The organism is Kitasatospora sp. NPDC054939 (assembly GCF_053610105.1).
This window is the reverse complement of sequence record NZ_JBSGXP010000004.1, coordinates 60,611-75,151: the sequence shown is the minus strand read 5'-3', so window position 1 is coordinate 75,151 and position 14,541 is coordinate 60,611. Positions and strand designations below refer to the sequence as shown.

The window sequence follows — 14,541 nt, the reverse complement described above, 5'->3', positions numbered from 1 at the left end:
CCAGCCTCTCCGGTCAGTTCGGCCAGCCCTCGAAGACCACGGCCCGGACCGGGGCGGCCTCGACACCGGCGATCTTCACGGGCAGGGCGAACAGGTGGGCGACGGGCGCATCGATCTGGTCCAGGTTCTGGATGTTCTCCAGGATCGGGATGCCGGCCTCCAGCAGGCGGCGGTGCACCTGGCCGCTGCGGTCGTCCGGCCGCTCGGTGATGCAGTCCATGCCGACCAGCACGGCGCCGTTGTCGATCGCCCAGTCCGCGGCGGACACCGTGGTGTACGGCGGGCGGTCCCAGTAGTCCTCGCGCCCCAGGTAGCGGTTGGGGTGGTCGGTGCGGATCAGCAGCCGGTCGCCGGGCTGCCAGACCTCGTGCAGCGCCTTCTCCAGGTCCTCGCCGGTGACCGGGTCGAGGTCCCGCTTGTACGACAGGTCGGCGATGCAGACCCGGCCGACGAAGGTCTCCAGCGGGACTTCGTCGATCTTCTCGCGGTCCTCGAAGAAGTGGTAGCCGGACTCCACGTGGGAGCCGTTGTGCGGGAAGATCTGCAGGTCGGAGAAGGTGCGACCGCCCTTCGCCGGGTCGGTGGCGGGGGTCATCGCCCGGCGCACGCCGAACTTCGGGTACCAGGGCGCGTCGTACGAGGGCATTCCCTCGTACCACCCCTGGCTGATGTCGATCATCTTCACGGCACACCTCCACGCTCATGCGGAACTCGGCCGCCCCGTCCGGTCCGGGGCGGTCCGGAGGGGCACAGCGATTTGAGCATCATTAACGTGAGCTGACAACCCTCATTGACATGCTTGCCGCCGCCGGGGAGGATCGCACCGATCGCAAGAGCTCCGTCGAGGCGCGCCGCGACCGTCCGCCCGCCACCACCGCTCGCTGCCGCGAGCAGGCCGGGACCCCGCGCGCGACGGCCCCCCATGGGAAGGGCACGCATGATCGTCGTAATGAGCCCCACGGCAACGCGCGAACAGACCGACGCGGTCGGCCGGCTGCTGAAGGACACCGGACTGACACCCGTGTCCGGCACGGCGGACGGGGTTGCGGTGCTGGTCACCGAGGGCGCCGGCACGCCGGAGACGGCCGAGTCCGCCGAGCGCTCGCCCGGCGTCGACCGGGTCGTCCTCGTCCCCGGCGCCCAGCGCCTGACCAGCCGCAGCTTCCGCCCGCAGGACACCCGGGTCGCCGTCGGCGGCGTGGACGGACCGGTGGTCGGCGGCGACGGCTTCCTGGTGATCGCCGGCCCGTGCGCCGTGGAGACCCCACAGCAGATGACAACTGTCGTGGACGTCGTCGCGGCCGGCGGCGCCGGGATGCTGCGCGGCGGCGCGTTCAAGCCCCGCACCTCCCCCTACAGCTTCCAGGGCCTCGGCATGGCCGGCCTCGCCCTCCTCGCCGAACAGCGCGGACGCACCGGACTGCCCGTCGTCACCGAGGTCGTCACCCCGGAGGACGTCGAACGGGTCGCCGAGGAGAGCGACATGCTCCAGATCGGCACCCGCAACATGCAGAACTTCGCCCTGCTGCGCGAGGCCGGCCTCTCCGGCCGACCCGTCCTGCTCAAGCGCGGCATGGCCGCCACCGTCGAGGAATGGCTGCTCGCCGCCGAGTACGTCCTCCACCTGGGCAACGGCGGCGTCGTCCTGTGCGAGCGCGGCATCCGCACCTACGAGCGCGCCACCCGCTTCACCCTCGACCTCAGCGCGGTCGCCGAGGCCAAGCGGCTCACCCACCTCCCGGTGGTCGTCGACCCCAGCCACAGCACCGGCCGCCCCCACCTGGTCGGCCCGATGTCGCTGGCCGCCGCCGCCTGCGGGGCCGACGGCCTGCTGGTGGACGTCCACACCGACGCCGGCACCGCCCTCTGCGACGGGGCGCAGGCCCTGGACGCCGCACAGTTCACCGACCTGATGGAACGGCTGGAACCCGTCGTCAAGGCGGTCGGCCGCACGCTGGTCCGCCCGCGCTCCCGCTTCCTCACCCAGGTCTGACCCCCGGAGGCAGAGATGACCAAGGACACCCCCGCACCCTTCGACCCCTCGCTCTCCCCCGAGGACTTCGTCCGCGCCGCGATGGAGTGGCACTTCTCCCCCGCCACCGGCTCGCCGTTCTGGGTCAAGCGCGCCGCCGAACTCCCCTTCGACCCGCTGCGCGACATCCGCAGCTGGGCCGACCTCGACCTCTTCCCCGACGTCAGCGAGGAGTGGCGGGACGTCTCCGTCGACGAACTCGTGCCCGCCGGGATCGACCGCACCGACTGGGACTTCCAGGTCTTCGACAGCGGCGGCACCACCGGACGCCCCAAGCGCATCGTCGAATCCCGCTCCCGGCGCGCCGGCGTCTCCTGGGTCAGCGAGGTGCTCGCCGAGCACGGCGTCCCCGGCGAGGGCGCCGGCCACTGGCTGCACATCGGCCCCACCGGCCCGCACATCGTCGGCCGCTCCGTCGGCCTGCTCGCCCAACTGCGCCGCACCTTCTGCCACTACCTCGACTTCGACCCCCGTTGGGTGAAGCGGGCCGCCAAGCAGCGGCAGACCGACGAGGTCGCCCGGTACGTCGGACACCTGCTCGACCAGGCCCTCGACGTGCTGCGCAGCCAGCCGGTCTCGGTGCTCTTCGCCACCCCGCCGGTACTGGAGGCCATCGCCGCCCGCGACGACGTGCTCGACCTGGTCCGGCAGAAGGTGCGCGGCATCATCTGGGCCGGCACCAGCATCGGCACCGAGACCCTGCGCGCCCTGGAGACCGAGGTGTTCCCGGACGCCGCACTGGTCGGCCTCTACGGCAACACCATGATGGGCATCGCCCCGCAGCGCCCGCGCACCCCCGAGGACACCGAGGACTGCGTCTTCGTCCCCTACCACCCCTACAGCCGACTCCGGCTGGTGGACCCGGCCGACCCCACCCGCGAGGTCGGCTACGGCGAGCGCGGGCAGGCCCGGATCAGCCTGCTCTCCCGCGACCTGCTGCTGCCGTGGACGCTGGAGCGGGACGTCGCGCTGCGCATCCCGCCCACCGCGGCGTACCCGCAGGACGGCGTGGCCGACGTCCGACCGCCGGAGAGCGCCGGCCCGTCCGCCGTGGTCGAAGGGGTGTACTGACCGTGCGCCCCGACACCGCCGCACCGGACCTCGCACCCGCCGCCTCCGCCCAAGCGCCCTTACCTGCACCGGCCCCGGCCCCCGAGCCCTGGCTCGGGCCCGCGGCCCGCGGGGAACTGCTCGACCTCGCCCGGCGCGCCGTGGCCGCCGCCCGGGCACGGCAGCGGCCGGTGCTCGCCGGCTGGGCGGCGCCCCTGGCGGGAGCGCTCGACCCGGCCGAACTCTGGTGCCGCGGACGGGAACTGACCGGCCGCTCGCTGCTCTGGGAGTCCGCCTGGGACGGCACCCGGCTGACCGCCTTCGGCACCGCGCACGACCTCACCGGCCGCGGCGAGGGGCGGATCGCCGCCGTCCGGGAGTCCTGGCGGCAGCTGGCCGCCGACGCGGTGACCGGCGGGCCGGCCGCCGGGGGCCCGCTGCTGGTGGGCGGGTTCTCCTTCGCCGCCGACAGCCCGGGCGCCGACACGCCCGGACCCCTGCCCGAGGCCCTGCTCTGGGTGCCCGCCCTGCAGCTGCGCGCCGGCCGGCCCGACGCCCCGGGCAGCGCCGAACTGCGGCTCAACGCCCTGGTCCTGCCCACCGACGACCCCGGGCAGCTCGCCAAGCAGCTCACCCACCTCGCCGAGCAGTACCAGTCCGCCGGGCCCGCCCCGCGGACGGCCCCGCCCGCCCGCACCGAGCACCGCGAACTCCCCTCCGCGGACGCCTGGCAGCAGTTGGTCCGGGAGGCGGTCGAGCGGATCGGCGAGGGCGCCTTCACCAAGGTGGTGCTCGCCCGCGAGCTGCGGGTCACCGCCGACACCCCCTTCGACGTCCCGGCCGCCGTCCGGCGGCTGAGCGCGGCCTACCCCGGGGCCACCGTCTTCGCGGTCGAGGAGAACGGGCACGCCTTCATCGGCGCCACCCCCGAGTACCTCGCCCGGGTCGCCGGCGGCACCGTGCACACCCTGGCCCTGGCCGGCACCGCCCCGCGCGGCGCCGACCCCGAGCAGGACGCCGCGCTCGCCCGGGAACTGGCCGACAGCCCGAAGATCCGCCACGAGCACGACGTCGTGGTGCGGATGCTCCGGGACGCCCTCGCCGACTCCTGCACCGCGCTGTCCGTCCCGGACACCCCCGCCGTCCTGCGGCTGGCCAACGTCCAGCACCTGGCCACCCCGGTGGAGGGCCGGCTCGCCCGGTCGGCCGCCGGCGTCCTGGAGTTCGTCGACCGGCTGCACCCCACCCCCGCGCTCGGCGGCCACCCGCGGGCCGAGGCGCTGGACTGGCTCACCCGCCACGAGGGCCTGGCCCGCGGCTGGTACGCCGGCGCGGTCGGCTGGACGGACCCGGCGGGCGCGGGCGAATTCGCCGTCGCGATCCGCTCCGCGCTGATCCGCACCGCGGCGCCCGCGGACGGCCGCACGACCGCGACCGGCGCGCCGTACGCCGCCTCGCTGTACGCCGGGTGCGGCCTCGTGGCCGGCTCCGACCCGGCCGAGGAGTACGCGGAGACCCGCGCCAAGCTCCGGCCGATGCTCCACGCGCTCGGCCTCGACTGAGGCCCGGCAGCAGGCGGGGCCCGGGGGCGACGGCACCCGGGCCCCGCCGCTGCGCCCGGACGGCCGCTACGGGCGGTCGGCCGCCGGGGGGTCGGCCGCCGGGCGGTCGACGGCGGCGGCCAGCGTGCCGTGCACCCGCGAGGCCGTGGGCTGGCGGGCCCGGAGCGGGGCGAGCGGCAGCTGCGCGAAGTCGACGCCGGCCAGGTGGCGGGCGAGGAGTTCGGCGCGCTCGCGGTAGAGCGCGGCCCGGTCGAGGTCCGAGAAGGCCGGCGGCAGCATCTCGCGGAGCTCCTCGTGCTCCTCGACGGCCGCCGACAGCAGGCTGCGCAGCACCCGTTCCCAGGTGAGGCCGCGCAGGCCGATCGACAGGTGCAGCGAGGGCTCGTCGGTGGTGTCGCCGACGTGGACGAAGCCGCGCGGCAGATAGAGGCACTCACCCTCCTTCAGCACCACGTCGAGCACCGGGTCGTCCGCCGCCGAGGGGTCGACCGGCACGGCCCGGCTCGGCAGCCGGTGCACCGGCCGGCCGACCCGCCAGCGCTTGGAGCCGTACAGCTGGCGCAGGAAGATCCCCAGCAGATCGAAGTGCGGCGCGGCGCCGCGGGCCCGGGGCGGAGTCAGGAAGGCCGTGCAGTCGGCCTCGTAGCCGGTCTCCCGGGCGATGTCGGCGGCGAACCGGGCCACCTCGGGGCAGTGGTTCTGCAGTTCCTCCAGGGTCAGCGTGGCGCCCCGGCCCACGCAGTCCGCGATCTTCGTGCCGTCGGCGAACTTCTCCCGGCTGCGCGGGTTGCTCCCCCGGTTGCGCAGGATCCGCTCCGCGGGCAGCTGCGTGCCGTCGTCGAAGAGCCGGACCGCGGTCATCGGCAGGCTGCTGTGGATCAGGCGCTCGGCGATCTCCAGCGAGAAGACGTCGTCGAAGCCGCCCAGGCCGGTGCTGACGAAGGGCTCGCGCTCCCAGGAGGTTTCGAGCACCTGGAGGTCGTCGACGAGCCGGAGCAGACTTTCCACGGGCCTCTCCCAGGGTGGTCGGTGCGGAATAGCGGAAAACACGCCCGGCCCGCCCACCGCCGGGCCGCTGGGCACCGGTGGTGGACGGGTGTGCGTGGAGCCCGCGGCTAGCTGGCGTTGAACTGGACGCCGCAGCCCGCGAGGTCCTCGTCGTCGTCGCCCGCGCTGTGCGCCTGGACGTCGCTCTCGTCGAAGCTGGCGTTGAACTGCACGCCGCAGCCCGCCAGGTCCTCGTCGTCGTCCCCGGCGGAGTGGGCCTGCACGTCGCCCTCGTCGAAGCTGGCGTTGAACTGCACGCCGCAGCCCGCCAGGTCCTCGTCGTCGTCCCCGGCGGAGTGGGCCTGGACGTCAGGGTTCGTCATTCGGGATCTCCTCTCGGTGGTGCTCGGACGTCCTCCGACGTCACACTGCGACGCTAGGGCGGTGCGGTTGAAGTCCGGTATGCGGCTGGCTTTCTGACAGCTTGTCGACCGGTCGGGGGCCCGGCCGGCCCCGGCGCAGGGGGCCTGCGGATCCGTGTTCACCAATCGCTCACCGCGTCCTTGCCAGGCATCCTCGCGTCGGCGAAGCTTCTCGACGGAGTACGGACAACCGCTCGGCCCCGATCGGGCCGGGCCTTGTCGTGCGCTCGGGCGCACTCTGGGGGAGGGGCCACATGACCGGTGACAACGGTGCGACAGAAACCCTGAGACAGTCCCTGCACGTCACCCTGTTCGGGCCGCTGGAGGTGCGTTCGGGCGACACCCCGCTCGAACTCGGCCCGTACAAGCAGCGGTTGCTACTGGCCGCGCTGCTCTGCCGGGCCAACACCGTGCTGTCCGTAGACCAGCTGATCGACGCGCTCTGGGACGGCGACCAGCCGCGGACCGCGCGCAAGAACCTCCAGGTCTACGTGTCCGCGCTGCGCAAGATCCTGGGCGACCGGATCCGCCACGTCCCGTACGGCTACACGCTCGCCGTCACCGCCGAGGAGTGCGACCTGCTGCGCTTCGACCGGCTGGCCGCCGCCGGGCGGCAGGCCCAGCGTGCGGGCGACCCGGCCGCGGCCGCGGCGCTGCTCGGCGAGGCCGTCCGGCTCTGGCGGGACCAGCCGCTGGTCGACCTGCTGGGCAGCCCCTTCGTGGTGCGCGAGTCGCAGCGGCTCACCGACCGCTTCCTCGCCGGGTACGAGGACTGGGCCGAGCTGGAGGTGGAGGCCGGCCGGGCCCTCGGACTGCTGGACCGGCTGGGCGAGTTGAGCTCCCGGCACCCGTTCCGGGAGCGGCTGACCGCACTGCACATGACGGCGCTGGACCAGGTCGGCGGCCGGCGGCAGGCGCTCGCCTGCTTCGAGGCGCACCGGCAGTTCATCGCCCGGGAGCTGGGCCTCGACCCGAGCCCGGTGCTGCGGGAGCTCTACCGCTCGATCCTGGCCGGCGACCGCGCCGGCGACCGGTCCGCCGGGCCCGGCCGCGACCGCCGCGGGGAGCGCGCCAAGCCCTGCCAACTCCCGCGGGACCTCCCGGACTTCGTCGGCCGCACCCGGGAGGTCGAGGAGGTGGTGGCGGTGCTGACCGGCGACGGGCGATGTACCGACCTGGCCGCCGTCTCCGGCCCGCCCGGGGTCGGCAAGACGGCGTTCGCCGTCCACGTCGGCCACCTGGTCGCCGACCGCTTCGCCGACGGCCAGGTCTTCGTGCCGCTGGCCCACCCCGACGGGGCGCCGCGGGACTGGCACGAGGTGCTGACCGGCCTGCTGCGCAGCACCGGGCTGGACGTGCCGCCGCCGCGCGAGGAGACCGCGGCCCTGGCGCTGTGGCGCTCGTGGATCGCCGAACGGCAGTTCCTCTTCGTGCTGGACGGCGCGACCGGCGAGGCGCAGGTCCGCCGGCTGCTGCCGGGGCGCGGGCCGAGCCGCACCCTGGTCACCACCGCGCGCCGGCTGTCCGGCCTGGAGTGCGGGTACCGCCTCGAACTGGAGGAGTTCACCCCGGCCGAGGCCCTCGAACTGCTGGCCGCGGTGCTCGGCGCGGACCGCCTCGGGCGCGACGACCGCCCGCTTCACCGGCTGCGCGAGCTGTACGGGCTGTCGCCGCTGGTGGTCCGGACCCTGGCGGCCAAACTGGCGGCCCTGCGCCATCTGTCGCTGCGCGAGTACGCCGAGCAGCTGGTCCTGCGGCCCGCCAGCCTGGACGAGCTGTCGGTGGGGGACGCCTCGGTGCACGACGGCTACCGGCGGTTCCACCGCGGGCTGGCGCCCCGGCAGGCGGCGGCGTTCGGGGCGCTGGGGGCGCTGCCGCCGTCCTTCGACCAGGGCGTCCTGCTGGCGGCCCTGGACGGACTGCCCGAGCCCGCCGAGCGGATCGTCGAGGAGCTGATCGAGGCCCACGTGGTCGTCCCGGCCGGCCGCGGGGAGGACACCGCGGAGGCCGTGGACGAGGTGGTCGCGCACGCCGCGGACGAGGTGGTCGCGCACGCCGTCCGGTACCGGATGCCGCGGCTGGGCCACCGCTACGCCGCCGCCCTGCACCGCAGCGCGGCCGCCCCGGGCGGGGCGTGACGCCGGGCAGGGCGTGACCCTGGGTGTCGGCGGCCCGCCGGCCGCAGGCGGGTCGGCTCAGCGGGCCATCGCGGTCAGCACCTCGTGCAGCGAGTCGACCAGCCGCAGGCCGGTGGCCCGCTGCTCCGGCGCCAGCTCCCCGAGCACCCGGACGATCCCGGCGAGCCGTTCGAACTCGGCGCCGCCCAGGGTCAGCGCCCGCCGGGCCTCCCGGCTGCGGACGAGGCCGTGCAGGGCCAGCCCGGCCTGTACGGCGAAGGCCGCCAGCAGGTCGAGGTCGGCGATGCTGGTGCGCGACTGCGGGTGCGGGTCGAGCACCTGGATGACGCCGAGCACCTCGTCGCGGTGGACCACCGGGGCCGCCATGATCGCGTCCGGCACGTAGCGGGTCTTCTCCGCGAGGTCCTGGGCGAAGAGCGCGCTGCCCGCGACGTTGTCGACGGTCATCGGCTCCCCGGTGTCGGCGACCCAGCCGGCGATCCCGCGGTGGGCCGGGAATCTCGTCCCGACCAGGAACTCCTCCCCCTCGCCGGAGACCGCCTCGAAGACCAACTGGTCGTGCTCGCGGTCGAAGAGGAAGATCGAGCTGGCCGCCGCCCCGAAGATCTCGCGCGCCACCCGCACGATGGAGCCCAGCAGTTCGCGGTCGTCCGGGCCGGGGTCGGCCAGGGCTCCGGAGATCGCCGCGATCATCGCCGTGGAGTCCGCAGAGTCCGTGGCGCGGTCCGTCGCGTGGTCCATGGTCAGGCTCCTCGCACATTGGCTGCGGTCAGGTAGAGGATCGTCTTCAGCTCGAAGGTGGTCAGGCGGGGGTGCTTGCCGAGGATCAACGCGCTCAGTCCGGTGATGTGCGGCGCCGCGAAGCTGTTGCCGGTGTTGCGGGTGGTGCTGCCGTTCAGGCCCGCCACCGGCACGGCCTGGCCTCGGGCGAAGAACTCCACCGGCGGGGAGGGGTTGTAGAGCACCAGGCCGGAGTCGTCCTCGGCGTGGCTGCCGACCGAGATCACCGAGGAGAACCGCCACGGGAAGCTCTCGATCCGCGAGTTGTGCGCGGACGCGACGATCACCGAGCGGCTGAAGTAGGCGTCGTCGGCCAGCTCCCGCAGCACCTGGTTGAACTGCGGGCGGGCGGTCGACAGGCTCAGGTTGATCACGTCGTAGCGCTGCCCGATGGCCCAGCTCAGCCCGGTGAGCAGGGCGTCCCCCGAACCCGCGCCGCGCTCCCCGAGGATCCGGACGCTGTGCAGCTCGCAGCCGGGCGCCACCCGCCGGACGACGCTGGCGCAGGCCGTGCCGTGGCCGCAGGTGTCCGAGGGCTCCACCTCCCGCACCTCCGGGCCGGCCGCACCCGCCACCACCGCGTACGAGCCGGCGACCTCGCCGACCATCGGGTGCCCGGACTCCACCCCGCTGTCGACGATGCAGACCCGCACCCCGGTGCCGTCGGCGCCGCCGTACGCCCACGCGGGGGTCACCGGGCCCGCGCCGGAGGCGGCGACCGGGATGTCGCCGGGGCCGCGGTCGAGCAGGTTCCAGGTCAGTGCGGCGGTCCTGGTCGTGGTCATCGGCCACCCCGTCCTTCCGTCCGGCCGGTGCTCTCCGGCGGCCGCGCCGGGCCCAGCTCCCCCAGCAGCCGCTCGGTGCGGGCCACCCCGACCGCGTGCCCCTTGGCCGCGTAGCGCCGGCGGGCCGCCAGCACCGCCGTCCGGGCCCGGTGCGGCAGGCCGAGCAGGGCCGCGGTGTGCGCCAGGTCGAGGCAGGCGGTGGCGCGGTCGGCCGGGGAGTCCGTCCGGTGGGCGGTCAGCACCGCCTGGCGGGCGAGCCGCAGCGCCTCGGCCGTCCGGCCCTCGTGGGCGCGGATCCGGGCCTGCACCCCGGCCCGGTTGGCCAGCACCACCGGGTGGCCGGCGGGCACCACCAGCTCGTCGACCAGGCCGGCGGCCCGCTGCCAGCGGCCGGCCGCGAGTTCGGCCCGGGCGAGTTCCAGGGCGGCGGTGCGGACCAGCCCGCCGGCCCGCAGCGACCGGGCCGCGGCCAGCGCCTCGCGGAGCGCGGGCCGGGCCTGCCCGGGGTGGTCCGCGAGGGCGGCGAGCGTGCCGTACAGCAGCGGGCCGAACACCGCGCCCTCCCCGTAGGCGAGCGCCGCCATGGCCCGCTGGGCCGCGGCCAGGCAGTCCGCGGCCCGGTCGGCGCGGCCCTGGACGGCGTGCAGCACGGTGAGCGGGAAGCCCAGGGTGACCTGGACGGACAGCCGGTCGGTGCCGTGCGCGGCGAGCAGGGCCTCGCAGCGCTCGGCGGCGGCCGGGGCCGGTTCCGGGCCGTGCCAGAGCGAGAGGCCGATCGCGCCGAGGGTGTTGGCGAGTTCCCGGTCGGCCGCGGCGGCCAGCGAGTGGCCGAGCGCGTGACCCAGGGCCTCGGTGGCCCGGCCGTGCCAGCCGCGGCGCTGGCAGGAGCCCGCGAGCACCAGCCGGCTGCGGGCCAGGCCGAGTTCGTCGCCGCAGGCCCGGAAGACCTCCAGCGCCTCGACGGCGGACTGCTCCAGCGCGGTGTCGTCCTGCGCCAGGGCCGCCAGGTGCAGCCGGGCGTGGGCGGCCGTGCCCGCTGCCGTACCCGACGCCGGGCCCGCGCCGCCGGCCGCGGCGGCCTGTGCCTCGGCGACGGCGTGCTGCAGCACCTCGCGCGCCTCGCCGGCCCGGCCGAGCGCCAGCAGCACCTCGCCCAGCCCCTGCAGCACCTCGGGCCGGCCGGGGTCGCCCGGTTCGGCGAGGTCGGCGGCCCGCTGGAAGAGGGTGAGCGCCCAGGGCAGGTCGACCCGGCCGAGCGCGCCGGCCCCGGCCCGGGCGAGGTGGCGCAGCGCCCGCCGGCGCAGCACCAGGTGCTGTTCGGTGCGGCGGCCGACCGCGCTGCGGTAGCGGTAGGCCTGCTCCAGGTGCGTGCCGACCAGGGCGTCCGGGCAGCCGGCCCGCTCCAGGTATGCGGCGTAGTGCTCGTGGAGTTCGCCGCGCCGGGACTTGGTCAGCCCCTCGTAGGCGACCCGCTGGGTGACGCCGTTGACGAAGCAGTAGGCGGCGCCGGCGCCGAACGGGCGGCGCATCGGTTTGACCAGCCCGCGCCGGGTCAGGGTGCGCAGCACCGCCGGGTCGCCGGGCGGCCCCGCGGCGGGTCCGCCGGCCAGCGCGTCCAGGTCGTCGACGTCGAACTCCCGCCCCACCACGGCCGCGTGGCGCAGCGCGGTGCGGGCCGTCTCGTCCAGCCGGTCGATCCGGGCGGCCAGCAGCGCGTGCAGGTCGGGCGGCAGCCCCTCGGCGCCGCCGGACTCCTCGACGGCCGCGGCGAGCTGTTCGAGGTAGAGCGGGTTGCCGTCGGCCTGGGCGACGATCTGCTCGGTGGCCGCGGCGTCGTGCAGGGCGAGGTCGACCAGATGGGCGGCGAGGGCGGCGGAGTCGGCCGGGGCGAGGCCGGTGACGGTGACGGTGGTGGAGTTCGCCCGGCCGCTGCCCCAGCCGGGGCAGGAGTCCATCAGCTCGGGGCGGGCCAGGCAGAGCACCAGGATGGGCAGTCGGCGCAGGTCCTCCACCAGGCGGTCGAGCAGGGCGACGAAGGGCTCGTCGGCCCAGTGCAGGTCGTCCAGGACGAGCAGCATCGGGCCCTCGCCGGTGCGGACGGTCAGCAGGTGGGCGACGGCCGCGCAGGTGTCGTCCGCGGAGGGGGCGGGGGTGCCGTCGAACAGCAGTCCGGTGCGCAGCAGGGCGAGGGCGGCGGCGGTGGCGGGCCCGTCGGGGGGCTCCCCAGCCGGGGCGGGGTCGGCGGCGGGAGCGCCGCCCTCGACCAGCGGGGCCAGGCACTCGGCGAGGGCGTGCAGCGAACCCCCGGTCCCCGCCGCCCGGCAGCGCCCGGTGCCGACCCGGCCGAGCTGCGCGGCCGAGCGGCGCAGCCATTCGTCGACCAGCCGGGTCTTCCCGATCCCCGCCTCGCCGAGCAGCGTCAGCACGTGGACGTCCCGCTCCTCCACCACCCGCCGCCAGGCCAGGTCGAGTTCGCTGAGGTAGCGTTCGCGGCCGACGAACGGCACGTCGAGCCGCGGGGTGCGCCCCGCGTCGGAGAGGCCGAGCAGGCGGAGTGCCTCGACCGGGCCGGCCACCCCCTTGAGGGTGAGCGGGCCGGCGTCGTCGACGACCGGCCCCGGCCCGGCGGCCCGCCAGGTCTGCGCGCTGAGCAGCACCTCGCCGGTGCCGGCCGCGGCCTCCAGGCGGGCGGCGATGTTCACCACCTCGCCGGAGACCAGGGCCTGCCGCCGGGCGGGGTCGGCGGTGGTGACCACCTCGCCGGTGTGCACGCCGATCCGGGCGCCGAGCCTGATCCGGTGGTCGCGCTCCAGCTGGGTGTTGAGTCCGTCGAGCGCGGCCAGCATGTCGAGGGCGGTCTCCAGGGCGCGCCGGGCGTCGTCCTCCCGGGTCGCGGTGAGGCCGAACACCGCCATCACCGCGTCGCCGATGAACTTCTCGACGACGCCGCCGTGTTCCTCGATCCGGCGCTCCATCAGCCCGTAGTAGCGCAGCAGCACCGAGCGCAGCACCTCGACGTCGAGGCGGCCGGAGAGCTCGGTCGATCCGGCCAGGTCGCAGAAGAGGACGGTGACGACCCGGCGCTCCTCGGCGGCGGGTGCGCGGTCCGCGACCGGCGCGCCGCAGTGGGCGCAGAAGCGGGCGCCGTCGGGGAGTTCCGCGGCGCAGGTCTGGCAGCTCATGGTCGGCCTCCGGTCAGTACGCCGACATGTCGCCGATGCACCAGGGCGTTTCGCCGTCGTCGCCGTCCGCGGAGTGCAGGACGATGTCCGGTTCCTCGGCCGGGTCCGGCTGCGGGACCTCCGGCTCGGCGGGCAGGTCCGAGGGGGTCGGCTCGGGCATGACGGTCTGCCCCCTTCCATGGCGTGTCGGCGGGCGAACGGAGCGTCAGAGCAAGGCTAGAGCGGCCGAGTTGGGGTTCGGTTTGCGTCCGGTATGGGCGCCGTCGGCCGGGGCGGGCGGCGCCGGGCGGGCCGAAGCTGCCCGCCAACCTGCCGCATACCGGCGGCAAACCGGCGCTGCCTAGCCTCGCGCTTGTGTGCTGTCAGGCCGGCCGACGGCGGCCGAGCCCGCCGACCGAGGGAGAGCGAATTGATCGGCACCCGGCTGGACGAGGTGGACGCCCCGCGCCTGATCAGGAGCGACCGGGGCTGGTGGTTCATCGGCAACCGGACCTGGACCCTGCTCAAACCGGAGCACGTCGCCGCGGACGGCACCGTGCGGCCCGACGTGGAGCGCTGGCTGCGCGGCGCGGGCGCGTTCCGCGAGCGGACCCACAAGACCTTCGCCCTGACGGTGCTGACCAGCACGGCCTGCAACCTCGGCTGCGGCTACTGCTTCCAGAACACCGGCCCCGACCTCAAGGGCGGCCACCGCCCGCCGCGGATCGACCGGCGGCGGCTCGACTCCCGCACGATCGACCGGATCGTCGACTTCACCGCCGGCCGGATGTCCGATGCGGGCCTGGAGAAGCTCTACCTGCTGCTGTTCGGCGGCGAGCCGCTGCTCAACCCGCGCGGCTGCGTCGAACTGCTGGAGCGCTGCGGCCCGTTGGGCCTCGGCCCGGCGGCGATGACCACCAACGGGGTGCTGCTGAACCCGCGGCGGGCCGGCCAGCTGCACCGGGCCGGGCTGCGCGCCGTGCAGATCACCTTCGACGGCAGCCGGGCCGACCACGACGGCACCCGGGTCACCCACGCGGGCGGCGGGACCTTCGACGCCATCCTCGCCAACATCGAGGCGGCCACCGCGGCGACCGGCCTGCTGTGGAACTTCCGGGTCAACGTCTCGCACCACAACGTGGACCGGATCGGCGAGCTCTTCGCCCAGTTGGACGGCCGCACCGACCCGCGCCGCTGCACCTTCACCTTCGCCTGGGTCGGCGACTCCGGCATCGGCTACCGCAACGACCTCTCCCGGGCCCGGCAGGTCGAGGACCGCTTCGTCGAGTGGGCCGTCGAATCCCTGGAGCGGGGCTACAACTTCGCCCGCCCCAGCATGCGCACGACCTGCCAGATCTGCACGGAGCCGGGCGGCCGGCACGGCGCGGTGGTCAACGCCGACGGCACGCTGTTCAGCAGCTGGCAGTCGGCCGGCAAGGCGGGCATGGAGGTCGGGCACGTCGACCACGGCTACCTGGACTCCGACGGCGTACCGGAGCGCTGGGTGACCTGCGGCTACGAGTACGAGCAGGCCGAGACCGCGGTCATGGAGCGGTTCCAGGACAACGTGGACGGCCGGATCCTCGACCACCTGCACGCCACCGGCCGGTTGTAGGAGGGCGGG

General features: G+C 75.4%; 12 protein-coding genes. 5 read left to right on the top strand and 7 right to left on the bottom strand.

Annotated features, from left to right (window positions below; all coding sequences use genetic code 11):
• Positions 1 to 13: 13 nt before the first annotated feature.
• A complete protein-coding gene (locus ACWGB8_RS02520; RefSeq protein WP_452209567.1) occupies positions 14 to 679 on the bottom strand; it encodes a cyclase family protein in 666 nt (221 codons plus the stop codon).
• Positions 680 to 949: 270 nt separating this feature from the next.
• On the opposite strand from ACWGB8_RS02520, the gene aroF reads away from it, so the two are divergent.
• From aroF to ACWGB8_RS02505, 3 genes are read left to right on the top strand one after another with little or no spacing between them, the layout of a single operon-like run.
• On the top strand, positions 950 to 1,993 hold the full coding sequence (gene aroF, locus ACWGB8_RS02515; protein ID WP_452209470.1) for a 3-deoxy-7-phosphoheptulonate synthase: 1,044 nt from the start codon (positions 950 to 952) through the stop codon (positions 1,991 to 1,993).
• Between the two features lie 15 nt (positions 1,994 to 2,008).
• Positions 2,009 to 3,103, top strand: a complete 1,095-nt coding sequence (locus tag ACWGB8_RS02510; RefSeq protein WP_452209468.1) for a phenazine biosynthesis protein — start codon at positions 2,009 to 2,011, stop codon at positions 3,101 to 3,103.
• Between the two features lie 2 nt (positions 3,104 to 3,105).
• Entirely contained in the window at positions 3,106 to 4,644 is a 1,539-nt protein-coding gene (locus ACWGB8_RS02505) for an isochorismate synthase (RefSeq protein ID WP_452209466.1), read from the top strand.
• 66 nt (positions 4,645 to 4,710) lie between these two features.
• Here ACWGB8_RS02505 and ACWGB8_RS02500 read toward each other — a convergent pair whose 3' ends face one another.
• Together ACWGB8_RS02500 and ACWGB8_RS02495 are read right to left on the bottom strand one after the other, a co-directional pair.
• The gene (locus ACWGB8_RS02500) at positions 4,711 to 5,652 is read right to left on the bottom strand and encodes a JmjC domain-containing protein (RefSeq protein ID WP_452209464.1); all 942 of its coding nucleotides are present in this window, start codon (positions 5,650 to 5,652) and stop codon (positions 4,711 to 4,713) included.
• A gap of 107 nt (positions 5,653 to 5,759) precedes the next feature.
• The gene (locus ACWGB8_RS02495; RefSeq protein ID WP_452209462.1) at positions 5,760 to 6,014 is read right to left on the bottom strand and encodes a hypothetical protein; all 255 of its coding nucleotides are present in this window, start codon (positions 6,012 to 6,014) and stop codon (positions 5,760 to 5,762) included.
• Positions 6,015 to 6,307: 293 nt separating this feature from the next.
• Here ACWGB8_RS02495 and ACWGB8_RS02490 point away from each other — a divergent pair, with 293 nt between their 5' ends.
• A complete protein-coding gene (locus ACWGB8_RS02490; protein ID WP_452209460.1) occupies positions 6,308 to 8,191 on the top strand; it encodes a BTAD domain-containing putative transcriptional regulator in 1,884 nt (627 codons plus the stop codon).
• 57 nt (positions 8,192 to 8,248) lie between these two features.
• Here the strand turns inward: ACWGB8_RS02490 and ACWGB8_RS02485 are convergent, their stop codons facing one another.
• Genes ACWGB8_RS02485 through ACWGB8_RS02470 form a run of 4 tightly spaced genes read right to left on the bottom strand, consistent with a single transcriptional unit; the run spans position 8,249 to position 13,098 of the window.
• Positions 8,249 to 8,932, bottom strand: a complete 684-nt coding sequence (locus ACWGB8_RS02485) for a GAF domain-containing protein (RefSeq protein WP_452209458.1) — start codon at positions 8,930 to 8,932, stop codon at positions 8,249 to 8,251.
• Positions 8,933 to 8,934: 2 nt separating this feature from the next.
• Positions 8,935 to 9,756 (bottom strand): S8 family serine peptidase, encoded by an 822-nt coding sequence (locus tag ACWGB8_RS02480; protein ID WP_452209456.1) that lies wholly within the window; start codon positions 9,754 to 9,756, stop codon positions 8,935 to 8,937.
• Complete coding sequence (locus tag ACWGB8_RS02475) at positions 9,753 to 12,938, bottom strand: adenylate/guanylate cyclase domain-containing protein (RefSeq protein WP_452209454.1); 3,186 nt, start codon at positions 12,936 to 12,938, stop codon at positions 9,753 to 9,755. Before ACWGB8_RS02475 ends, ACWGB8_RS02480 begins: the two co-directional genes overlap by 4 nt.
• A gap of 13 nt (positions 12,939 to 12,951) precedes the next feature.
• Positions 12,952 to 13,098, bottom strand: a complete 147-nt coding sequence (locus tag ACWGB8_RS02470; RefSeq protein ID WP_452209452.1) for a hypothetical protein — start codon at positions 13,096 to 13,098, stop codon at positions 12,952 to 12,954.
• A gap of 249 nt (positions 13,099 to 13,347) precedes the next feature.
• Here ACWGB8_RS02470 and ACWGB8_RS02465 point away from each other — a divergent pair, with 249 nt between their 5' ends.
• Positions 13,348 to 14,532, top strand: coding sequence for a radical SAM protein (locus ACWGB8_RS02465; protein ID WP_452209449.1), 1,185 nt, complete (start codon positions 13,348 to 13,350; stop codon positions 14,530 to 14,532).
• Positions 14,533 to 14,541 lie beyond the last annotated feature (9 nt).